This window comes from Paracandidimonas lactea (assembly GCF_021653995.1).
GTDB classification, from domain to species: domain Bacteria; phylum Pseudomonadota; class Gammaproteobacteria; order Burkholderiales; family Burkholderiaceae_B; genus Allopusillimonas; species Allopusillimonas lactea.
This window is the reverse complement of record NZ_JAJJOZ010000004.1, coordinates 219,368-241,864: the sequence shown is the minus strand read 5'-3', so window position 1 is coordinate 241,864 and position 22,497 is coordinate 219,368. Positions and strand designations below refer to the sequence as shown.

Annotated in this window: 17 protein-coding genes; 8 read left to right on the top strand and 9 right to left on the bottom strand. The window is 62.5% G+C overall.

Features of this window, described 5'->3' with window-relative positions; translation table 11 throughout:
- Positions 1-21: 21 nt before the first annotated feature.
- Positions 22-3,480, bottom strand: a complete 3,459-nt coding sequence (gene mfd / locus LOL23_RS09990) for a transcription-repair coupling factor (RefSeq protein WP_160979610.1) — start codon at positions 3,478-3,480, stop codon at positions 22-24.
- A 110-nt stretch (positions 3,481-3,590) separates the two neighbouring features.
- Between mfd and LOL23_RS09985 the strand changes: the two genes are divergently transcribed.
- Positions 3,591-4,304, top strand: a complete 714-nt coding sequence (locus LOL23_RS09985; RefSeq protein ID WP_160979612.1) for an IspD/TarI family cytidylyltransferase — start codon at positions 3,591-3,593, stop codon at positions 4,302-4,304.
- Positions 4,301-4,786 carry a 2-C-methyl-D-erythritol 2,4-cyclodiphosphate synthase gene (gene ispF, locus LOL23_RS09980; RefSeq protein WP_160979614.1) on the top strand — a complete coding sequence of 162 codons (486 nt, stop codon included), beginning with the start codon at positions 4,301-4,303 and terminating at the stop codon, positions 4,784-4,786. The genes LOL23_RS09985 and ispF overlap by 4 nt, the downstream gene beginning before the upstream one ends.
- Positions 4,787-4,894: 108 nt before the next feature.
- Here the strand turns inward: ispF and LOL23_RS09975 are convergent, their stop codons facing one another.
- The 3 genes from LOL23_RS09975 to ompR form a co-directional block, all read right to left on the bottom strand.
- Positions 4,895-5,443, bottom strand: coding sequence for a peroxiredoxin (locus LOL23_RS09975; RefSeq protein ID WP_160979616.1), 549 nt, complete (start codon positions 5,441-5,443; stop codon positions 4,895-4,897).
- 106 nt (positions 5,444-5,549) lie between these two features.
- Positions 5,550-6,950, bottom strand: a complete 1,401-nt coding sequence (locus tag LOL23_RS09970) for an ATP-binding protein (protein ID WP_237173533.1) — start codon at positions 6,948-6,950, stop codon at positions 5,550-5,552.
- A 26-nt stretch (positions 6,951-6,976) separates the two neighbouring features.
- Complete coding sequence (ompR, locus tag LOL23_RS09965; protein ID WP_160979618.1) at positions 6,977-7,711, bottom strand: osmolarity response regulator transcription factor OmpR; 735 nt, start codon at positions 7,709-7,711, stop codon at positions 6,977-6,979.
- Positions 7,712-8,001: 290 nt separating this feature from the next.
- On the opposite strand from ompR, the gene tsaB reads away from it, so the two are divergent.
- Together tsaB and LOL23_RS09955 are read left to right on the top strand one after the other, a co-directional pair.
- On the top strand, positions 8,002-9,327 hold the full coding sequence (gene tsaB / locus LOL23_RS09960; protein ID WP_160979620.1) for a tRNA (adenosine(37)-N6)-threonylcarbamoyltransferase complex dimerization subunit type 1 TsaB: 1,326 nt from the start codon (positions 8,002-8,004) through the stop codon (positions 9,325-9,327).
- Between the two features lie 11 nt (positions 9,328-9,338).
- Complete coding sequence (locus LOL23_RS09955; protein ID WP_160979622.1) at positions 9,339-10,397, top strand: uracil-DNA glycosylase; 1,059 nt, start codon at positions 9,339-9,341, stop codon at positions 10,395-10,397.
- A gap of 37 nt (positions 10,398-10,434) precedes the next feature.
- Here LOL23_RS09955 and lplT read toward each other — a convergent pair whose 3' ends face one another.
- On the bottom strand, positions 10,435-11,754 hold the full coding sequence (gene lplT / locus LOL23_RS09950; RefSeq protein WP_160979624.1) for a lysophospholipid transporter LplT: 1,320 nt from the start codon (positions 11,752-11,754) through the stop codon (positions 10,435-10,437).
- Positions 11,755-12,023: 269 nt separating this feature from the next.
- On the opposite strand from lplT, the gene smc reads away from it, so the two are divergent.
- The 3 genes from smc to ligA all read left to right on the top strand — a co-directional run bounded on the left by smc (position 12,024) and on the right by ligA (position 18,758).
- Positions 12,024-15,548 (top strand): chromosome segregation protein SMC, encoded by a 3,525-nt coding sequence (gene smc / locus LOL23_RS09945; protein ID WP_237173532.1) that lies wholly within the window; start codon positions 12,024-12,026, stop codon positions 15,546-15,548.
- A gap of 73 nt (positions 15,549-15,621) precedes the next feature.
- Positions 15,622-16,644: a cell division protein ZipA C-terminal FtsZ-binding domain-containing protein gene (locus LOL23_RS09940; RefSeq protein ID WP_160979628.1), complete on the top strand. Its 1,023-nt coding sequence runs from the start codon at positions 15,622-15,624 to the stop codon at positions 16,642-16,644.
- A complete protein-coding gene (gene ligA, locus LOL23_RS09935; protein WP_237173531.1) occupies positions 16,641-18,758 on the top strand; it encodes an NAD-dependent DNA ligase LigA in 2,118 nt (705 codons plus the stop codon). Before LOL23_RS09940 ends, ligA begins: the two co-directional genes overlap by 4 nt.
- Positions 18,759-18,852: 94 nt before the next feature.
- On the opposite strand, the gene LOL23_RS09930 is transcribed toward ligA, so the two are convergent.
- The 4 genes from LOL23_RS09930 to msrB are packed head-to-tail and all read right to left on the bottom strand — an operon-like array spanning position 18,853 to position 20,937.
- A complete protein-coding gene (locus LOL23_RS09930; protein WP_160979632.1) occupies positions 18,853-19,659 on the bottom strand; it encodes a peptidylprolyl isomerase in 807 nt (268 codons plus the stop codon).
- 29 nt (positions 19,660-19,688) lie between these two features.
- A complete protein-coding gene (locus LOL23_RS09925) occupies positions 19,689-19,952 on the bottom strand; it encodes a BolA family protein (protein ID WP_160979634.1) in 264 nt (87 codons plus the stop codon).
- Complete coding sequence (locus LOL23_RS09920) at positions 19,952-20,533, bottom strand: septation protein A (protein WP_160979636.1); 582 nt, start codon at positions 20,531-20,533, stop codon at positions 19,952-19,954. Before LOL23_RS09920 ends, LOL23_RS09925 begins: the two co-directional genes overlap by 1 nt.
- Positions 20,530-20,937 (bottom strand): peptide-methionine (R)-S-oxide reductase MsrB, encoded by a 408-nt coding sequence (msrB, locus tag LOL23_RS09915; RefSeq protein WP_160979638.1) that lies wholly within the window; start codon positions 20,935-20,937, stop codon positions 20,530-20,532. The genes LOL23_RS09920 and msrB overlap by 4 nt, the downstream gene beginning before the upstream one ends.
- A gap of 331 nt (positions 20,938-21,268) precedes the next feature.
- On the opposite strand from msrB, the gene LOL23_RS09910 reads away from it, so the two are divergent.
- A complete protein-coding gene (locus LOL23_RS09910; protein ID WP_160979640.1) occupies positions 21,269-22,438 on the top strand; it encodes an ABC transporter substrate-binding protein in 1,170 nt (389 codons plus the stop codon).
- Positions 22,439-22,497: the final 59 nt, after the last annotated feature.

Below are 22,497 nucleotides of genomic sequence, written 5' to 3'. Positions count from 1 at the left end.
CCCGCAGTGCGCGCACGGGCCTCAGGCCAGCGCGCGCAGTGTTGCTTTTACTGCTTCGATTCGAGCCGCGACCTGCTGGCCTTGCGCAATATCCACCCGTAGGCGATCCTGCCCCGCCAGCCTCACGTCGCGGCGTTTCTGCACCAGTTCGATGATGCGCAGCGGATCCACTGCCGGCTTGGCACTGAATTGTATCGACGCCTGGGTTTCGCTGGCATCGATCTTGGTGACGCCCAGGGGCTCTGCCGCGATGCGCAGCCGGTGTGTCGCCAGCAGTGTCTGCGCCGCTTCCGGCAGCTTGCCGTAACGGTCGATCAGTTCTTCCTGGATCACAATCAGATCGTCTTCGTGTGCGGCGTGCGACAGCTTCTTGTACATACCCAGGCGTGCATGTACATCTGGGCAATAGTCTGCCGGCAAGAGGGCCGATGCGTGCAGATTAACTTCGCATATGGCTGCGAACGGTGATTCCAGATCGGGCTCTTCGCCCGATTTGAGGGCGCGCACCGCTGCGTTCAGCATGTCGGCATACATCGAGAAGCCGATCTCATGGATATTGCCCGACTGCGATTCGCCCAGCACCTCGCCAGTGCCGCGGATCTCGAGATCGTGCATGGCGAGGAAAAAGCCAGCACCCAGCTCCTCCATGGCCTGGATCGCTTCGAGACGCTTCTTTGCGCCTGAGGTCATCGCATCCTCGCCTGGAGTGAGCAGGTAGGCATACGCCTGGTGATGGGAGCGCCCAACGCGCCCGCGCAGTTGGTGCAACTGCGCCAGGCCCAGGCGGTCCGCGCGGTGAATCACGATGGTATTGGCGCTGGGCACATCGATGCCGGTCTCGATGATCGTGGTGCACAGCAGCACGTTGAAACGCTGCTGGTAAAAGCCTTTCATCACTTCTTCGAGTTCGCGCTCGGGCATCTGCCCATGGGCGACGGCCACACGGGCTTCAGGCACAAGTTCTTCGAGCCGCGCGCGTCTGTTGTGAATGGTTTCGACCTCGTTGTGCAGGAAGTAGACCTGCCCGCCGCGCTTGAGCTCGCGCAGAATGGCTTCGCGAATGGTGCTGCCGTCTTCGCGCCGCACGAAGGTTTTGATGGCCAGGCGTTTTTGTGGCGCAGTGGCGATAACGGAGAAGTCGCGTATACCTTCCAGCGACATGCCCAACGTGCGGGGTATGGGCGTGGCGGTTAGTGTCAGCACATCTACTTCGGCACGCAGAGCCTTGAGTGTTTCTTTCTGGCGCACCCCGAAGCGGTGTTCTTCATCAATGATAACGAGACCAAGGTTTTTGAACTGTACATCCTTGGACAGAATCTTGTGGGTGCCGATGACGATGTCGATTCGGCCTTCCCGCAGGCCCTCGACGGCGGCGGCGACTTCCTTGGAAGAACGAAAGCGCGAAAGCTCGGCCACCTTGACAGGCCAGTCCGCAAAGCGATCATTGAAGGTTTGCGTGTGCTGCTCGGCCAGCAGTGTGGTGGGGCACAGCAGCGCCACCTGCTTGCCGTTCAGCACCGCAACGAAGGCCGCGCGCAGCGCGACTTCTGTCTTGCCGAAGCCGACGTCGCCGCACACCAGGCGATCCATGGGGCGTCCTGAAGTCATATCGCCGATCACGGCGTCAATGGCTGCTTGCTGATCCGGTGTTTCTACGAACCCGAATCCTTCTGCAAAAGCCTGATAGTCAGCGGGCGTGAGTTTAAAGCGGTAGCCTTCACGGGCAGCCCGCTGCGCATAAAGCGCGAGCAACTCGGCCGCGGCGTCGCGCACCTGTTTGGCGGCCTTACGGCGGGCGCGGTCCCATTGGCCCGACCCCAGTTGGTGCAGCGGCGCCTGATCGGGATCGGCACCGCTGTAGCGCGCGATCACATGCAGTTGTGCGACCGGTACATACAGCGTGCTTCCGTTGGCATATTCCAGGTGCAGGAACTCCATACGCCCTTCACCAAGATCCATTTCGACCAAGCCCCGGTAGCGGCCGATGCCGTGCTGGGCATGGACGACCGGATCGCCTTCGCGCAGTTCGGACAGATCGCGAACCATGGCCTCGACATCGGTGACGCGTTCATGCCCGCGCTTGCCGCGCCGGCTGGTGCGGGCCTGCGTGGGATAGAGGTCGTTCTCGGTCAGTAGCGTGATGCCTTGCGCGACAAGCGTGAAGCCGGTATCCAGCGGCGCCACCACCAGCGCAAAACGCGCATCCGACGCAAAGAAACCTTGCAGGCTTTCGACACCCGAATCGGGCATGATGCCGAACTCGGCCAGCATCTGCAGGAGCGTTTCACGCCGGCCGGCGGAGTCCGTGCACAGGACGACGCGACCATTGGCCTCGCCCAGTATGCGGCGCAGGCTGGCGAGTGGGTCTTCGGCGCGGCGCGCGACAGCAACTTGCGGTGCCGCATGGATGTCCGGATGCGGTTCTCCGGCAGCCAGCGCCAGGCGCGCGAATGGTTTGATGCGGCCGAAGAGCGTTTCCTGGTCGAGGAACAGTGTCTCGGGCGGCAGGACAGGCCGTTCACGGTCGCTCTTTAGAAATTGGTACCGACTGTGCGTATCGTTTTTGAAGCGGTCGATGGCCTGCCCGATATCGCCTAGTGTGGCAATAATGGACCGCTCAGGCAGATAATCGAACAGTGTTGCTGTGTGTTCGAAGAACAGCGGCAGATAGTATTCGATGCCTGCGAATGCGATGCCGTTGCCGATGTCGCGGTAGGGCAGGGCGCGCGACGGATCGCCTTCGAAGGTTTCGCGAAAGCGTGCGCGGAAATGATTGCGCGCCGTTTCGTCCATGGGGAACTCGCGCCCAGGCAGCAACTGCACCTCTTTGACCGGATAGAGGCTGCGCTGGGTGTCGATATCGAAGCTGCGGATGGATTCGATCTCGTTGTCGAATAGATCGATGCGGTAGGGCAGTACCGAACCCATTGGAAACAGGTCGATCAGCCCGCCCCGTATACAAAACTCGCCCGGCGAAGTCACCTGGGTGACGTGGCTGTAATTGGCCAGTGTCAGTTGACTGCGCAGGCCCTCTTCGTCGAGCGCATCGCCCTGCTTGAACGAAAATGTGTAGGCGGCCATGAACTCGGGCGGCGCCAGGCGGTACAGCGCGGTGGTTACCGGCACCGTCAAGATGTCGACGCTGTTGCGCATCAGCGCATGCAGGGCGCGCAGGCGCTCGGACACCAGGTCTTGGTGCGGCGAGAAGCTGTCGTAGGGCAGGGTTTCCCAATCGGGCAGCTGGCGCACGCGCAGATCGGGCGCGAACAGCAACGTTTCGTCGGCCAAGCGCTGGGCCGCCAGCGGATCGGCACAAATAACAATGACCGCCTGGCCAGAGGCGCGGGCAAGGTCCGCAAGCAGCCACGCGTCGCCCGAACCCGGCGGCTGGGGCTGGCTGTGCCGTTGCCCGGGCCTGAGGGAGGAAAGCGTCGCGTTGATGGAGGGAAGTGAGAGCGAGGGGGAGGTATCTGTAGCCATGTAGGCGCTCATTATAAAATGTCTTCTTTCGGATCGTCCTGAACGTTGGCGATGTTCCGCTCCGGTCGGTTGCTGTACCGCCGGTTCGGGCCATTGGCCTGCGCAGCCCCATGCCCCATAAACTCGTCGCCATTGTTCCCGCCGCTGGCATCGGCGCGCGCGCCCAGGCAACCGGCCCAAGCGGGGCGGCGCTCGACGCCCATGCGCTGCCCAAGCAATACCGCCTGCTCAAAGGAGAACCCATGCTCAGGCGCGCCGTCAAAGCCTTGCTGGCGGATGTCCGCATTGCGCAAGTACGCGTTGCCGTGGCCCCTGGCGACCCGTGGGTGGCTCAGGCGCTCTCCGGGCTACCCCGCACCGTATGGCGGCCTTGCGGCGGCGCCACGCGCGCCGCGACCGTAGGGGCGGCACTGCGCGATGCTGCGCTCGATCCCGACGACTGGGTGCTGGTCCACGACGCAGCCCGTCCGGGCTTGACCGGGGTTGATCTCTCCCGCTTGATCGACCACTGCCTTGCGGAGCAATCGGGCGGCCTGCTGGCCCAGCCTGTCGCGGATACCGTCAAGCGCCAGGGCGACGGCCGACAAGTGGTGGCGTGCTCGGTGCCGCGCGAGGGCCTGTGGCTGGCGCAAACGCCGCAAATGTTTCCGGCCGGTCGTTTGTTGGCCGCGCTCGATGCCGCCAGCGCGCGCGGCGCTCCTGTCACCGACGAAGCCAGCGCTATGGAGCTGGCCGGCTATGCGCCTTGCCTGGTGCCGGGATCGGTACGCAACTTCAAGGTAACCTGGCCTGACGATTTTGATTTGATGGAGAAATGGCTGTGAGTGTTCCGTTTCGTATTGGGCAGGGGTTCGACGTGCATGCCCTGGTGCAGGGCCGTCCGCTGATCATCGGCGGCGTTACGATCCCGCACACGCACGGCCTGCAGGGCCATTCAGACGCCGATGTACTGTTGCATGCCATCACCGATGCCATTCTTGGCGCAGCGGCCCTGGGCGACATTGGTCGCCACTTCCCCGACACCGATCCAGCCTACAAGGGTGCGGACAGTCGGTTACTACTGCGCGCAGCTTGGAAGCTGGTGGTGCAGGCGGGCTGGCAGATCGTAAACATCGATGCCACTATCCACGCCCAGGCGCCCAAAATAGGCCCCCATGCCGCGGCTATGGTGGCCAATATCGCACACGATCTCAATCTGCCCGCCGGCCGCATCAATATTAAGGCCAAAACCAACGAAGAGTTGGGGCACATCGGGCGTAAAGAAGGTATTGCGGCCACGGTCGTGGCCTTGCTGGCGGCCGCCTAGGCGCAGGCCAGAGCGCAGCCGTCCAGGGGAGCAGCGCGGGTGCAAAGCGGCTGCACCACCCGCTTGCACGGGTGGTGCAGCCGCACGCATGCAAATGCTCACCGCTGCTTACAGCGTGGCGCCGCCCACGGCACGGTTGCAGGGGCACAGTCGTTCCGTCTGCAGGCCGTCGAGCAGGCGCAGCACCTCTTCGGGGTTGCGGCCTACTTGTTTGTTGTTCACTGATACGTGCTGGATCAGGTTGTCGGGATCGACGATAAACGTGGCGCGGTAGGCCACGCCTTCGGTGCGGTCGCGGATGCCGAGTTGATCCACCAGCATGCCGGCGGTATCACTGAACTGGTAATGTCCCAGCTTGGCCATGTCGGGATGCTCGCGGCGCCAGGCCAGTTTCACGTATTCGTTGTCGACCGAACCGCCCATCAGGATGGCTTCGCGGTCTTCGAAATCTTGCGCCAGATTGTTGAAGCCTACGATTTCAGTAGGGCAGACGGTGGAAAAATCCTTGGGATAAAAGTAGATGACTTTCCACTTGCCGGGAAATGAGCTTTCGGTGATGTCTTCAAAGGCGGATACGCCGTTCTCCTCGGCCTGGAGAAAGCCGGGTTTGACGCCGATCACCCTGAAAGGTTCGAGTTTGTCGCCTATGGTTTTCATTGTGGATCCTGTTGCGGTTTGACGGGCCGCCCCGGCGGCCTTGATTTGATTCTACGCGATAACCGGCGCGCCAGGCCCCATACTAAAGGCTGGCGCCAGCGCTGCTTCAGGCCCTGGCGGGTGGGTGCTGTTCGGCCTGGTAGCTGCGGCTGCGCACCTTGGGTATTTCAATGCGCGCGATCAGGCCGCCCGTGGGGCGGGATACCAATTGCAGTTGGCCGCCGACGTGGCCGAGAAGGCGTTCGACAATCGCCAAGCCCAGCCCCGCGCCGCTTACGCCTGTGCGGGCGGATTCGCCGCGAGAAAACGGGCGCAGCAGACGCTGTACGTCAGTGGCAGCGATGCCGGTACCCTGATCGCGTACCTCGATGGACAGGATATTGCCCTGCTGGCGGGCCGACAGCTCAATGCGGGCCTTGTTGTCGGATGGCGAGCGGCCATAGCGGCGGGCGTTTTCAATCAGGTTGCCGACGATACGCTTGAGATCGTGGGCATTGATCTTGGCATATAGATTGGGCTCGATGGAGCCTGTAAGCACATCGCCCAGCGACTCGGTGTGGCTGCGTTCGCGCTCGTACAGGTCGTGCAGCACCGATGATACGTCGATGCCCTGTTCGGGCACCATGCCGGCGGGGCGGGCGTACTCCATCAGTTGACCGATACTGTGGTCGATCTGGGCCAGGTCTTCGTCGATGGCCTGGCGGGCCTCGTCGCTGACGGCGCTCATCTCGATCTCGAGCCGCATACGCGCAAGTGGCGTACGTAGATCGTGCGAGATGCCCGCAAGCATGATCTCGCGGTCGGCTTCTGTTTGCCGGATATCGCGCGCCATGCGGTTGAAGGCGATGTTCATGTCGCGGATTTCCGCCGGCCCTTTTTCTGGCAGGGGAGAAGGGTTTTCGCCACGCGCGAGTTGGCGCGCCACTTTGGCGAGCTGCGCCAGCGGTCGGTTGACGAAGCGTACGCTGATGGCCGCGCCTATCAACGCCAGCAGCAGTGCGGTAGCGCCCCAGCCCAGCCATTCGGCGCCGGCGGTGAGGCCAAGTTGTTCACGATCGAATACCAGCCAGTATTCGTCATTGTTGATCTCGAAACTTACCCACACGCCCGGCGTCTGGTTGACTGTCCACATGACGCTGGTGTCGGCGCCCAAGCGGTCGGTAATTTCGGCCGCTACGTGGTTCCAGTAATTGGAGTTGGGCAGTGGCTGGAGCGTATCGCTGTTTTCGCGCGGCTGGACACGCAGGCTTTCTTTGGTGGCCAGATCCAGGAGCAGAGCGGGGCGCACGCTGGGCGGCGCGTAGATGAGCGCCGACCGCGTGATACTGACGGCAGTGACCACGCGCTGTGCCATCTGCGTGGCGCGCGGACCTTCTTCCATGCTGAAAAATACCTGCAGCCACGCGCCCAGGCTGACCAGCATCAGGCCCGCGAGAAGCAGGAATGAGCGGCTGAACAGCCCGAGCCGGAAGGGTGATTGCTTGTTGCCAGTGCTTTTAGGGGCCATGCAAGGGGCTGCGCGAACGCAGGATCTTAGTGGCCCCCATCAGGTACGAATACATATCCCAGGCCCCAGACCGTCTGGATAAAGACAGGCTTGGAGGGGTTGGGTTCGACCAGCTTGCGAAGGCGAGAGATCTGGACATCGAGGCTGCGATCGAAGGCTTCGTATTCGCGGCCGCGGGCGAGTTCCATGAGCTTGTCGCGCGAGAGTGGTATCTTGGGGTGGCGCGCGAACACCTTCAGTACGGAGAACTCGCCGGTGGTGATGGGTACGGGCTCGTTGTTTTTGGTGAGGGTGCGGGTGGAGAGATTCAGTACGTAAGGACCGAACTCGATGGATTCGTTTTCTTGGCTGGGCGCGCCCGGATGCTCCTCGGTGCCGCGGCGGCGCAAGATGGCGTTGACCCGGGCGAGCAGTTCGCGCGGATTGAACGGTTTGGAGAGGTAGTCGTCGGCGCCCATTTCGAGGCCCACGATACGGTCGATCTCCTCAGCCTTGGCTGTGAGGATAATGATGGGGGTATTGTCGTGCCCGCCCCGCAAGCGACGGCAGATGGACAGCCCGTCTTCTCCGGGCAGCATGAGATCGAGCACCAGAAGATCGAAATGCTCGCGTTGCCAGAGCTTGCCCATTTCCTTGGCGTCTTCGGCGACGAAAACATTGAAACCCTGTTCTGACAGGTAGCGGCGCAGCAGATCGCGCAGGCGCGGATCGTCATCGACGATGAGGATTTTGCGCGAGAGAGTTTGGTTCTGAGTGTTCATGAGAGAAAAATGTAACAGGGTAGAGTTAACCCGTATAGTGGGCCGTTACAACTTATTACATCTTATTCTTTCGGTATGGCCAAGGTTACAGACACACACGAGGGGCTGCACCTGCAGATACATTTGACGGGCCGTCGGATGCAGCGCGCCGCACACTTGTGGTGCGTTCGACACCATACCCGCGTCTTCATTTTAGCTACTCACGTCACAAAACGGTATCTTTTTAAACCTTCCAACGGACTAGTCCACAAGACGGGGAATTACGCCGCACAGCGATTAAAATGCATCCCATGACCATACATATTCTTGCACTGGAAACCTCATCCAGCCTGTGCGGCGTGGGGCTGCTGTCAGTCGACACTGGTGCACCGACGCTTCGCGTGCTCGAGCATGACGCGACCGGCGAGCATGCGGAACGCCTGCTGCCCATGGCCGACCAATTGCTGGCGCAGGCCGGGGTTGGCCGTGGTGCCTTGCGGGCGGTGGCGTTCGGGCAGGGGCCGGGCGGGTTCACGGGTTTGCGGGTGGCATGCGGCGTGGCGCAAGGCATTGCGTTGGCGCTGGGTATTCCAGTCATCCCGGTGCCATCGCTGCTTGCGGCGGCGGCACGCGCCGCAGGCGCGGCCGATGCGGGTGTGCTTCCGGCCGCCATGTGCGGGCCTCAGGCGCCTATTTATGTTGCGGTGCAGGATGCACGCATGGAAGAGGTCTATTTAGCCGCCTATTCACTTGTTCCGGCGCCCGCTCCCGCCTCTGCTGCGGGCTCGGCCGTCGTGCATGGCGCCGAAGGCTGTACAGCCACCGAGTGGCTGGCGGTCCAGCCGCCGGTCTTGGTTGCTGTTCGCGACGTTGCGGTATGGCTCGACCGTTCGCGGCACGCGCTGGGGCGGCCCATGCATTTGCTGGGCGACGCGCTGCAGGCCTATCCGTTGCTGGCGGCGCTGCATCAAAGCCGCCCATGGCTCACCATCGGGCCTCCCGTCCGGGCCGATGCCGCAGCAGTGGCCAGCCTGGCGCTGGGCGACTGGCACGCCGGCAGGCTTACCCCGGCCGACCAAGCGGCGCCACTCTATGTCCGCGACAAGGTTGCGTTTACAACTGCTGAACGGGAACATGGCGCTGGCGGCAACCCGCGTGCCGCCGCGCTGGACGACGGCATTGTTCTGCTCGCGATGGGCGAGGCGCATCTTGACGCTGTCGCGGATATCGAGCGGGCGGTTCAATCATACCCATGGACGCGCGGTAATTTCGCCGACGGCCTGAAGGCGGGTTACAGCGCCTGGGTGGCGGAGCAAGGCGGCGAGGTCGTGGGTTTCGCCATGGTGATGCTGGCACCCGATATCGCCCACCTGTTGGTTATCGCGGTGCGCCCCGATAGCCAGCGGCACGGCGCCGGCGGCATGTTGCTGGCGCAGTGTGAGCAGGAAGCGCGGGAAAATGGATTGGCTTCCGTGCTGCTGGAGGTGCGGCCCTCCAATACCAATGCAGTACGTTTTTACTCCGCGCGAGGCTATCACACCATCGCCACTCGCAAAGCTTATTATCCGGCGGGGCACGGGCGGCGCGAAGACGCGTACCTCATGGAAAAGCGCCTTGATGCAGAGGCAGCTTCTTGAACGCGCCCGCTATGTCCCTTACCCTTAGCCCTGTCCAGCTTGCTTGGCTCCAGGAAATCGGTCTCGACAAGCGCATGCTGGCGTTCTACGAGACGGATGCGGGGCCTTTCGTCAGTGCGCCACCAGCCACTTCGCACGATTCCGCCGGGGCATTGCGCGTGCCGGGAGGCGCGGCCAGTGCCGGCATTGGCAGTGCGGCGTCTGGGGTGGGGGCCGGCAAGGCTGACATCGCGGCCATGGAGTCGGCCGATGCCGCCGCAGCGCATCCGGCAGGCGGAGCGGGCAGCCGCGCTGCGCGCAAAACAGAGAACAGCCCAGGCAGTGGCACTGCGATGCGCGAAGGCCTGCGTCCTGCGCCGACGGCCGAGGCGCTGGCCTTGCTGGTCGGCGCGCATGGGCGTGAAAAAGGCGCGGCGGGGCCGCTCAAACGGGCAGGCGTAAACGGGCCTGGCAATGCCGCGGCATTGCAATCCGCTGCGCCGCCGGCGCAGCGCGGCCCCATCCCCGACACCTTGTCAGCGCTGGCCCCCCATATCTACGCGTGCCAAGCCTGCGGGCTGCACGCAAGCCGCAGCCAGGCAGTGCCCGGGGCCGGCCATGCCGATGCTCCTGCATGGATGGTTATCGGCGAAGCGCCTGGCAATCGGGACGATCGGGAAGGGCTGCCATTCCAGGGAAAATCCGGTGCCCTGCTGCAGGCAATGTTCGCATCCATCGGCATCGGCGCCGACGCGCCCGTCTTTTATACCAATATCGTGAAGTGTCGCCCACTGGGCAATCGGCCGCCGTCGGCCGAAGAAATCGCAGCTTGCAAGCCCTATCTGGAGCGCCAGATCGCGCTGATCCGGCCGGCCCGCATCCTGGCCTTGGGCACGCAGGCCGCCCAGGCTTTGCTGGGTACGGAAGAAGACATCGACACGCTGCGCGGTGCGGTGCGGCATGTGCGCAGCGAGGATGGGGCGGATATTCCGGTGGTGGTTACCTACCATCCCACGGCCCTGTTGCTGCGCCCCCAACACAAGGCCGATGCCTGGGCCGACCTGAACGTGGCGCGTACACTGCTGCGATAGCGTGCTGGCGCAGCGCTGAGTTGGGCTGGCCGGCGTCTCAGAGCCGATGCGGCTGCCGCAGGGCTTGGCCGTGGCCGTGCTGGCCGATGGTGTGCTCCAGCGCTGGATTGGCAATATGATTGAGCCGGTTCCAGCGGATGATCGCCCACATCAGGCCCGCCACGAGCAGGCCGAAGAACACGATAATGGCGTTGATCGGCAGCCGCAGCCAAAGCAGAAGGCTGTAGAAGGCGAGCATCAACAAGACATTGAGCTGCTCGTTGAAGTTCTGCACCGCAATTGAATGCCCGGCGGACAACAACACATGGCCGCGATGCTGCAGCAGGGCGTTCATGGGCACTACAAAAAAGCCCGACAGCGCGCCCACCAGCAGCAGAACCGAATACACCGCCCATTGGCTGTAGACCATCGGCAACAGCATGACGGAGAACCCCATCACAATGCCCACTGGCAGCACCGCCAGGGCGCGCCTGAGCGGCACCCTGCCGGCCAGAATGGCCCCTACCACCGTGCCGAGCGCCGCGACACCCATGAGCAGAGAGGCCTGATCCAGGCGATAGCCCAAGTGCTGGGCGCCCCATTCGATGACGATGAACTGCAGCGTTGCGCCCGCTCCCCAGAACAGCGTGGTGACTGCGAGGGATATCTGGCCGAGCTTGTCGTGCCAAAGAATGCGCACATAGCCCGCAAAGGTTTGCACCAGCTTCGCAGGGCTGGTCTCCTGCTTCGGGTAGCGCACGTTGGTGCGCGGTATCAGCAGATTGGTCAGGGCCGCCAGCAGGTAGATCAGGGAAATGATGAGGATTGCGGCCTCGCTGCGAGACTGGACATGCATGCCCACGATGGCGTGCTCCAGCAGGACGGACGAGACATCGGGGCTGACCAGCAGCCCGCCCAGAACGGTACCGAGAATGATGGACAGGACTGTGAGGCCTTCAATCCAGCTATTTCCCTTGACCAGCAGCTCAGGTGGCAGCATTTCGGTGACGATACCGTACTTGGCGGGGGAGTAGGCGGCGGCGCCTATGCCCACCAGCGTGTAGGCGCAGAAGACCAGCACCAATTGGTGGTGCGCCAGCAGCCCGAAACTGCCGTGATAGAACATCATCAAGCAGCCGGCGATCTTGACCGCATTGGTGATGAACATCACCCGGCCCTTGGGGTAGGCGTCGGAAAATGCACCGACAAAGGCGGCCAAAACAACATACGCCAGCGCGAACCACCATTTCATCATGGGCGCCATCCAATGCGGGCCATGTAAATCGGCTATCAGCGCAATGGCGGCGATGAGCAGCGCGTTGTCGGCGACCGACGAAAGCGCCTGCGCTGCCATGACCAGATAAAAGCCTTTTTTCAATGGAAAGGTCCGTTGATACGTTGCGGCAGCCCCGGCTTTTTGCCAGATGGGCAGGCGGGGTGGCAAAAATGTTACGAGTATAGCCGCATCAGCGGTTGGAACTGGAAATAATAACGTGTTTTGCGGGTCAGCCCAGAGGCTGTCCAGCGGGTGCGTTATCATACATGCCGGTTGTATCGACATGGCCGCCCGCCACGATCTTCGCACGGTAATGCCGCTGTCGTCGCGGCCGCGGCCGCCGACCTGTCTCTTACCCTTATCCGTTCATTGTGCGCCTTACCCAGATAAAACTCGCCGGTTTCAAATCGTTTGTCGAACCGACAGTCATTCCCACGCCCAGCCAACTGGTCGGGGTGGTGGGGCCCAACGGTTGCGGCAAATCCAACATCATCGATGCTGTGCGTTGGGTGCTGGGCGAAACCCGCGCCTCCGAACTGCGCGGCGAATCCATGCAGGACGTCATCTTCAATGGCTCGGGCAACCGCAAACCCGCCGCCCGCGCCTCGGTCGAGCTTGTGTTCGACAACAGCGAAGGGCGCGCCGCGGGTCAGTGGAGCACTTACTCAGAGATCGCGGTGCGCCGCGTGCTAACACGCGACGGCACCAGCAGCTATATGGTCAACAACCAGCAGGTGCGGCGCCGCGACATCCACGATATTTTCCTGGGTACGGGGCTGGGTTCGCGCGGTTATGCCATTATCGGTCAGGGCATGATCAACCGCCTGATCGAGGCGCGTCCCGAAGAGTTGCGGGTTTATCTCGAAGAAGCCGCCGGCGTGTCACGCTATAAAGAGCGCCGGCGCGAAACCGAGAACCGCCTCACCGATACGCGCGAAAACCTCACTCGCGTCGAAGACATCCTGCGCGAACTCACCACCCAGCTCGAGAAGCTGGAAGGCCAGGCAGAGGTCGCCCAGCAATACCGCGCCCTGCAGGATGAAGGTGAGCGCAAGCAGCATGCGCTGTGGCTGATCCGCGAAACCAAGGCGCGCGAAGACCAACGCGCAAAGTTTCTGCAGATCGAACAGGCCCAGACTGAACTCGAGGAAGCCATAGCCGGCCTGCGGGCGGGCGAGTCCGCGCTTGAATCGCGTCGGCAGGCCCATTATGCCGCCAGCGATGCCGTGCACGCCGCGCAAGGTCAGCTGTTCGAGGCAGGTGCGCAGGTGAGCCGGCTCGAAGCCGAAATCCGCCATGTGGTCGACTCGCGCAATCGCGTACAGGCGCGCCGCAATCAGCTTCAGGCCCAGATGCAGGAGTGGGCCGATCAACAAGCGCATTGCACAGATCAGATCGCTCAGGCCGAGGCCGATCTCGAAGCTGCGGCGGCGCGCAGCGAAGAGGCGCGCGCCGCCGTCGATGACGCCCATGCCAGCCTGCCTGACATCGAAAACCGGGTGCGCATGGCGGCTGTGTCGCGCGATGAAATGCGCATCGGCCTGGCCAAGGTCGAGCAAGAGCTCGCGCTGGCGGCGCAGTCGCAGCGCGACGCTGATCGCCAACTGCAGGCGCTTGAGCTGCGCCGCGAGCGTCTCGAGCAAGAGCTGCGCAATATGGATGCGCCTGACCCGGCCGAGCTCGAACGGCTGTCCGGTGACAGCGCCGCCATGCAGGAACAGCTCGAGGAAGCGCAGGGCAAGCTGGCCGAGCTCGAAGAGCGCCTGCCCGAACTTGACGTACAGCGGCGCGATGCGCATGCTGCATCCCAAGAAGAAAGCCAGGCTGCAGGCCGAATCGACGCACGGCTGGCCGCGCTGGCCAAGCTCCAGGAAGATGTACAGAAACAGGGCGCGCTCGAGCCTTGGTTAGCCCACCACGAATTGGGCAGCCTGGGCCGCCTGTGGCAAAAGCTGCATATCGACGCGGGCTGGGAAACCGCGCTCGAATCCGTGCTGCGCGAGCGTATGACCGGCCTCGAGCTGCGCCAGATCGAACATGCGCGCGCCTTCGCGAGCGACGCGCCACCGGCGCGGCTCGCGTTTTACCAGTTGCCCCCGGCGGCGCCCGCACCTCAGGCTGTCCCCGGTCTCGTCTCGTTGGCCAGCCTGCTCAAGGTCACCGATCCTGAGTTGCGCACGTTGCTCAATGCCTGGCTGAATAATGTCTATACGGCCACCGACGTTGGGGCGGCGCTGGCCGCGCGCGGCAGCCTTCCCGAAGGCGGCTTGTTCGTGGTGCGCGAAGGTCATCAGGTCGACCGGCACAGTGTGCGTTTCTATGCACCCGACTCCGAGCAGGCCGGTATGCTCGCGCGCCAGCAAGAAATGGAAAACCTGCGCCGCGATGCCAAGGCACGTCAGCTTATCGCCGACGAAGCTGTCACGGCTGCGGCGCGGGCCGATGCAGCGTGGCAGCAGGTGTCGCAGTCTATGGGGCCGGTGCGTCAGCGCGTCGCCGAGCTCACGCGCCGGCTGCACGACGTGCAGCTGGAATACTCGCGGCTGCGCCAGCGTGCTGAACAGTCTGGTGAACGCGTCAGCCGTATTCGCGAAGAGCTCGACGAGATCGGTGCACAGGCCGAGGCGCTGCGCGCCCGCAAAGAAGAGGCCGAGGCCCGCTTCGAAACGCTGGATATCCAGCTCGGCGAACATCAGTCCCGCTTTGCCGATGCCGAATTATCAGGCGAGGATCTGCAATCGCAGGCCGAACAGGCCCGCCAACACCTGCGCGACCTTGAACGTGCCGCACATGAATCCGAGTACGCAGAGCGTTCGCTGCAGTCTCGCATCGCCGACCTCACGCGCAACCTGAAGCTGGCCGCAGATCAGACCGAGCGTGCCAACGCCGAGCTCGAGGGCCTGCAGGGCGAGTTGTTCGAGCTAGACGACGCCGCAGCGCAGGCAGGGCTGCAGGAGGCGCTGGAGATCCGCGCCGAACGCGAAGAAGCGCTTACGCGCGCGCGCATCGAACTCGACAATCTGGCTGCGTCGCTGCGCAGCGCCGATGAGGCGCGAATGGCGCAGGAACGCACACTTGAGCCGCGCCGCGCACGCATTATGGAGCTGCAGCTGCAGGAGCAGGCGGCACGCCTCGCGGTGGAGCAGTTCGCCGAGCAGCTCGACGCGCACGAAGTGGACCGTGAGGCACTGAAGCAGGCACTCGCACAGCAGCCCGAAGAATGGCAGCGCGCCAACTGGCTGCAGGCCGAGGTGCAGCGCATTTCTCGTGTGGTTGAAGGCCTGGGCGCCGTCAATCTGGCAGCGCTGGACGAATTGCGCACAGCCCGCGAACGCAAAGGCTTCTTGGATGCTCAGCATCAGGATCTCACCCAGGCCATCGAAACCCTGGAAGATGCAATTCGCAAGATCGACCGTGAAACCCGTGAACTGCTGCAGGCTACCTTCGATACCGTCAATGGACATTTCGGCGAGCTCTTTCCGCGTCTGTTCGGGGGCGGGGAGGCGAAGCTGATGATCACTGGCGACGAGATCCTCGACGCCGGTGTACAGGTCATGGCGCAGCCGCCAGGCAAGCGTAACAGCACCATTCATCTGCTTTCAGGCGGCGAAAAAGCACTCACGGCCACAGCGCTCGTGTTCGCTCTGTTCAAGCTGAATCCAGCGCCTTTCTGCCTGCTCGATGAGGTGGATGCGCCGCTGGATGACGCCAATACCGAACGCTATGCGAATCTCGTCAATTCCATGAGCGATCAGACACAGTTTTTGTTTATTTCCCATAATAAAATTGCGATGCAGATGGCCAGGCAGTTGGTTGGGGTTACCATGCAGGAGCAAGGCGTATCACGGATTGTGGCGGTCGATATCGAATCGGCGCTGCAACTGGCAGACGCCTGATCAAGGGCGCGGTGGCACATGGGGCGCAATTATTCCAACAAAAGGGCAGCGGGCGTAACGGTGGGGCTCCACAATGAGTGACTTGCAGATTGGTTTGATTCTCCTTGGCGTTGTATTGATACTGGTCGTGCTTCTGTTCAACTGGTGGCAGGACCGTCGCGTGCGGCAAAAAATGCAAGAGCACTTCCCTGAGCGTGAGCATGATCCGCTCATGGGGGCCGTGCATGCCGTGGGCGAGCGCCGCGAACCGGGGCTGGGCGGGCGCGCCGCCGACGAACAAGCATCGGGCGACGACAGCGCCGAAGTCGATCCGGCCACCGAGGCGGTTATCGATATCGCGTTCGCGCAGCCTGTCTCCTCTGAAAACCTGTACCAGGCCCTGCAGCATCTGGGTCGCGTGGGGGGCAAACCGGTACGCATCTTCGCCGAGCGCGAGGGTGGCGGCCACCGTGCTCGCCTGCGTCCACAAGAGTCCTACGTTTCCATGCAGTTGGCCGTTCTGCTCGCCAACCGAGGCGGCCCGCTTACCGACATCGAATGGTCGCAGTTGTGGGCGGCTGCTCAGGGGCTGGCCGAACGCTTCGACGGCGCCATCGAAGGCCCCGAACAGGAGCCTGTGTTGCGGCAGGCTCAAGCGCTCGACGAGCTCTGTGCGGGCTTGGATGCGCAGGTGGGTCTGGTGTTGCGGTTGGTCGATACGCATGCCATCTCCGAGGTCTCGCGCGTACTCAAGGATGTCGGCTTTCTGCCCCATGGCGGCCAGCTCGCATGGATGTCAGACCAAGGCATCCCGCGTTTCACGGCACTGTTCGACGGCAGGCAACTGCGCGAAGTGCAATCCGATGGTGTCCAGCGTATTGACCTGCTGCTCGACCTGCCCAACAGTCCAGCCGACGAGCAAGCCTTCAGTCGAATGGCCAGCGTGGGGCGCGATCTGGCGCGCCGTCTGGGCGCCGAACTGCTCGATGATCAAGGCCGTCCGGTGGCTGATGGCGCCGACCTGGCTATCGACAAGCAATTGCTCGATCTTTACACACGGCTATCCGAGGCCGGTTTTCCTGCAGGTGCCGAACGTACGGTAAGGATGTTTTCGTGACGCATGCGGACGGCGCGCCGTCGGCGGCGCAGCGCATCGATCAGTTGCGGGCAGAGATTTCGGCGCACAGTCACCGCTACTATGTACTTGACGCGCCGGTTGTGTCAGATGCCGAATACGACCGCCTGATGACCGAGCTCCAGGCGCTGGAGCAGGAATACCCTGATCTCGTCACGCCCGACTCTCCCACGCAGCGGGTAGGTGGGCAGCCGCTTGCGGCATTTGCCAGTGTGCGCCATGCGGTGCCCATGCTGTCGCTGGGCAACGCGTTCGACGACAGCGACATCGAAGCATTCAATAAGCGAGTCGCCGATACCTTGCGCGACGCGGGCCTGGCTGGTGCGGAGGGCGAGGTTGAATACGAAACCGAACTCAAGTTCGACGGCCTGGCGGTAAGCCTGCGCTACGAAGACGGGCGCCTGGTACAGGCCGCCACACGCGGCGACGGGCGTACCGGTGAAGACATCACGGCCAACATCCGCACGCTGCGCAACGTGCCACTGCGGCTGCGCGGCGATTATCCGGAAGTCATCGATGTGCGCGGCGAGGTATTGATGAATCGCGCCGATTTCGATCGCCTCAACGACACACAGCGCAAGCGGGGCGAAAAAATATTCGTCAATCCGCGCAACGCCGCTGCCGGCAGCCTGCGACAGCTCGATCCGCGTATTACTGCGCAGCGGCCGTTGCGTTTTTATGCGTATGGCTGGGGTGAACTGCGCGGGGTCCGCACGCCGCGCGAAGCGGGTTCCAATGCGACACAGCCCGATCTTTTCCAGGCCGGCGACTCCGGTGCACCGGTGTTGCCGTGCGACACCCACAGCGCCATGCTCGATTGGCTGGCGCAGCTTGGCCTGCCGGTCAGCCCCCATCGTGGCATCGTGCACGGTGTGCAGGGTTTATTGAGGTATTACGCGGATACCGGCGCGCAGCGTTCTGATCTGCCTTTCGACATCGATGGCGTGGTGTACAAGGTCAATGCCTTGGCGGCGCAGCGCGTGCTGGGCTTTGTGGCTCGCGCGCCGCGGTTTGCGCTGGCGCACAAATTCCCCGCCCAAGAGGAAACCACCCGCTTGATGGACATCGAGGTGCAGGTTGGCCGCACTGGGGCGATCACTCCGGTAGCGCGCCTGCAGCCTGTGTTTGTAGGCGGGGTCACGGTTACCAATGCCACACTGCACAACGAAGACGAGGTGCGGCGCAAAGACGTGCGTATCGGCGATACAGTCATTGTCCGCCGTGCCGGCGACGTGATACCCGAAGTGGTGGGCCCGGTGCTGGAGTTGCGGCCGGATGACGCCCGTGCGTTCATCATGCCGACACATTGCCCGGTATGTGGATCGGCCATCGAACGTCCCGAGGACGAAGCCGTTTCGCGCTGCACCGGCGGTCTGTTCTGCGCCGCCCAACGCAAGCAGAGCCTGCGCCATGCGGCCAGCCGCAAGGCGCTGGACATCGAAGGGCTGGGCGAAAAACTCATCGATCAATTAGTCGATAGTGGCCGCGTTGGCTCATTGGCCGATCTTTTCGGGCTTAAGGCCGAAGAACTGCTGCTGCTCGACCGCATGGGCCGCAAATCAGCCGACAATCTTATCCAGGCGCTGGATCAGGCACGCCATCCGGAGCTTGGGCGCCTTCTTTATGCGTTGGGCATCCGTCATGTGGGCGAGAGCACGGCTCGTGATCTGGCGCTGCATTTCGGTACGATCGACGCGGTCATGGACGCCAGCGAAGACGCGTTGTTGCAAGTACGCGATGTCGGCCCGGTAGTGGCTGGGTCGATTGCCCGGTTTTTTGCCGAGCCGCACAATCGGCAGGTCATCGCCGAGCTTGCGCGCGCGGGCGTTCACGCTACGGTTGAGGCTGCTCCCTCCGGCGGCGGGCAGGCACTTGCCGGCAAGACACTGGTGCTCACAGGCACCATGCCCAACTGGACGCGCGACGAGGCCACCCGGCATATCCTGGCGGCGGGCGGCAAGGTCAGTGGGTCGGTGTCAAAGAAAACCGCCTATGTAGTGGCGGGCGAAGAGGCGGGCAGCAAGCTTGCCAAGGCTGAAGAACTCGGCGTGCCCGTGCTGGATGAAGACGGCCTGAAGAAACTGCTGGGGGTGTAGCTGCGTTGGCCAGGCGGCGGGCGTCTGCCGCTCGCCTTGCGAGCCAGGGTGCTGTATGTATCCGCGCGGGCCGGGTTTCCCCGGCCGTGGCGGTTTACTTGCTGCTGGCTTCCTTGCTGCCGTTTTCCTTGATGGTGGCGCCTTTCATCAATTGCTCCTGGAATGTGGCCAACTCTTGCTGGCGCATCATTTCCTCGAGCTGGGGCTTTACTTCCTCAAGCGGCGGGAAGGTGGCCGTGCGCGTGTCTTCGGCCTGGATGATATGCCAGCCGAATTGCGTCTTTACCGGCGCGCTGGTCATTTCGCCCTTTTTCAGGCTCTCGGCCGCCTGGGCGAACTCGGGCACATAGTTGCTGGTGGGCGCCCAGCCCAGATCGCCGCCGTTCTTGCCACTGCCGGGATCTTTCGAGTTTTTCTTGGCGGCTTCATCGAAGGAAACCTTCTTGGCCTTGATCTGTGCGATCAGATCCTTGGCCTTCTGCTCATCGTCCACCAGGATATGGCGCAGTTTGTATTCCTTTTTGTCGCCCTGGGCCTTCTTGATCTGCTCATATTCAGCCTTGATGGCGTCGTCGGTGACCGGGTTCTTTTCAAGGTGATCAGCCATCAGGGCCCGTACCAGGATACCCTGGCGAGCCAGTTCGATTTCCTGCTGGACATCGGCTTTCTTGGCAATGCCTGCCTTCTCGGCGGCCTGTACAGCCACCAGGCGATGGATCATCTCCTGCTTGACCTGTGCACGCAGTTCGGGTGTGTCTTGGGCGCCTTGCTTGATGAGCAGGCTGACGAACTGATCGACCTGCTTCTGGGTGAGGTCTTGCCCGTTGACGGTGGCCACGGTCTGCGCGAATGCGGGCAGGGCGATGGCGCAACTGGCGGCGAATACTGCGAGTCGTTTCATGGATTTCCTTTTGGGTCGGTATGGAAGATTCAGGTAGCGTCCCGGGCGTCGATCGCCAGGGCGTGAATGGGGAAGGGCATGAGATCGCGAACGCAATCGTACACCAGGCGATGGCGGGCAACAGTGCCCAAGCCGGTGAATGCATCGCACCATATTCTTACGCGGAAGTGGCTGGCGCCGCCGCGCGCGCCGACGTGACCTGCATGCAGGTGCGACTCATCGACGATATCCAGGACAATGGGAGAGAGCCCCTGCAGGCGTTCTCGCAGCAGGGTGGAGCGGTCTGTGTTCATCAGGTGCGATCCTCTGGCTTGGGCAAGGGTTGGGGTGCGCCGACGTCGTCATGCATGTGGCGCCCCAGCCAGAGGGATTGCACAATCACGAACACCAGCAGCAAGGCCATCAGGCCAAATACTTTGAAATTTACCCATTGTGCATCGGTGAAGCGGCCGGAAAACGCGACATACAGATTGAGTGCGCCAGAGGCCAGAAAGAAGATTGCCCAGCTCAGGTTCAGCCTGTCCCAGGCCCCGTCGGGCATGGAGATCTTGCCGTCCATCAGCCGCCGCATCAGGTTGCGGCCAAAGAATACCCGTGCGCCCAGCAGGATGGCGCCGAACAGCCAGTACAGCACCGTGGGCTTCCACTTGATGAACGCCTCGTTATGGAACAGCAGCGTGGCGCCGCCGAATACCGTGATGACGGTAACGTTGATCCAATGCGTGGCTTCGATCGCCTTGCCCCGGGCCTTGAGCCAGATCATCTGGCCTACCGCCGCCACCATGGCGACGGCAGTGGCGGTGAAGATGTCCGAGAGTTTGAACGCCGCGAAGAACAGCAGCAGCGGAAAGAGGTCGAACAGGAATTTCTTCATTGGCCGGTCTGGGTGGAAGGCTCGAATTTAAGGGACACCGAATTGATGCAGTAGCGCAGACCGGTGGGCGGTGGGCCATCGGGAAAGACGTGCCCCAAGTGTGAGTCACAGATGTTGCACAGCACTTCGGTGCGGATCATGCCGTGGGTGGTGTCGGTTTCTTCGCGGATGTTGGCCGGGTTGAGCGGCTCGAAGTAGCTGGGCCAACCACAGCCTGCATCGAATTTGGTGTCGGAGGCGAACAACGGCGTGCCACAGCCGACACAGCGGTAAATGCCGGCCTCAGTCGTGTTCCAGTAACGGCCCGTAAAGGGGCGTTCGGTGCCTTTGAGCCGAGCGACGCTGTACTCCTCAGGCGTGAGCTCCGCGCGCCACTGTGCGTCGCTCTTGGTGATTTTTTCCATCTGTCTGGCCAGGAGCCGGCTTGCCCGCCGGCCCGATAAAAGTTGGATACGCCATTGCTGCGCATTGGCACGGCAATGAATAGTACATGCACCATGTTAATCGACTTTCAAAGTCGCGTCAGGTTCCCGGATTGTCGATGATTTTGACGCCTGTGGTCATACAGGCTTCAAGCATCTGGTAAATACTAATACGTGCTTGAGGCCTGAAGTGATACGCTTAATTGCGTAAGGTGTCAGAAACTGTATAACGTCAAAGAATGGCCGGACAAGGTGCACGCACGTTCAGTACCCTTGCACTTTTGGGGGGCCGGTTTCAACTATGGAGACAACAATGGTGAACAACAAGGCGGCCCGCCTTTCAACCCTGGCCGGTGCAGTGGCCCTGGCATTGCCGATGCTGGCAATGGCGCAGATCAAGGTCGGCATCACGATTTCCAGCACCGGCCCGGCGGCGTCGCTGGGGATCCCCGAGCGCAATACCGTGTCGCTGCTACCCACCGAGGTGGCAGGCCAGAAAATTGAGTATATCGTGCTGGATGACGGCACGGACACGACGGTGGCCGTCAAGAACATGCGCAAGCTCATCACCGACGATAATGTCGATGTGGTCGTGGGCTCGTCCGTTTCGCCCAGTTCGCTCGCCATGGTCGATGTAGCGGGCGAAACCAAGACACCCATGATCAGTGTGGCCGCCAATGCCAAGATTGTCGAGCCCGTCGAAGGGCCGCGCACATGGGTATTCAAAACGCCGCAGAATGACCAGTTGATGGCCAGTGCGCTCGCTGATGCCATGGCCAAGCAGGGCGTCAAGACCCTCGGTTTCATTGGCTACACCGATGCCTACGGTGAAGGCTGGCTCCAGGTGATGACAGAGGCCGCCAAGGCCAAAGGCATCAAGATGGTGGCGGTGGAGCGCTACGGCCGCACCGACACGAGCGTGACTGGGCAGGCGTTGAAGCTGATTGCCGCCAACCCGGACGGCATACTGGTGGCGGGTTCCGGCACGCCTGTGGCGCTGCCGCAGTCCGAGCTCAAAAGCCGCGGCTACAAGGGCATCATGTACCAGACTCACGGCGCCGCCAACAACGATGTGCTGCGGGTATGCGGCAAAGATTGCGAAGGCATGATTCTGCCGGCCGGCCCGCTGTTGGTGGCCGATCAACTGCCCGACAGCAACCCGGTGAAGAAGACCGCGCTCGAATACAAGGTCAAGTACGAAGCCAAGTACGGTGCGGGCACGATCAATACCTTCGGGGGCCATATGTGGGACGCCGGCCTGCTGATTGCGCACGCCATTCCCGCAGCGCTCAAAACCGGCGCCAAGCCGGGCACGCCTGAGTTCCGCAAGGCCCTGCGCGATGGGATCGAAAGCGTGAAGGATCTTTCCGCATCGCAGGGCGTGTTCAACATGGGCCCCAAGGATCACGCTGGTTTCGACAAGCGCGCGCGTGTGATGGTCAAGGTCGTCGACGGCAAGTGGACCTACCAGCCCGACCTCTGATGCGGCGTGTGCGAGCCCACGCGGGTTTTCCGCGTGTGCTCGCGGATCTCATGATCTAA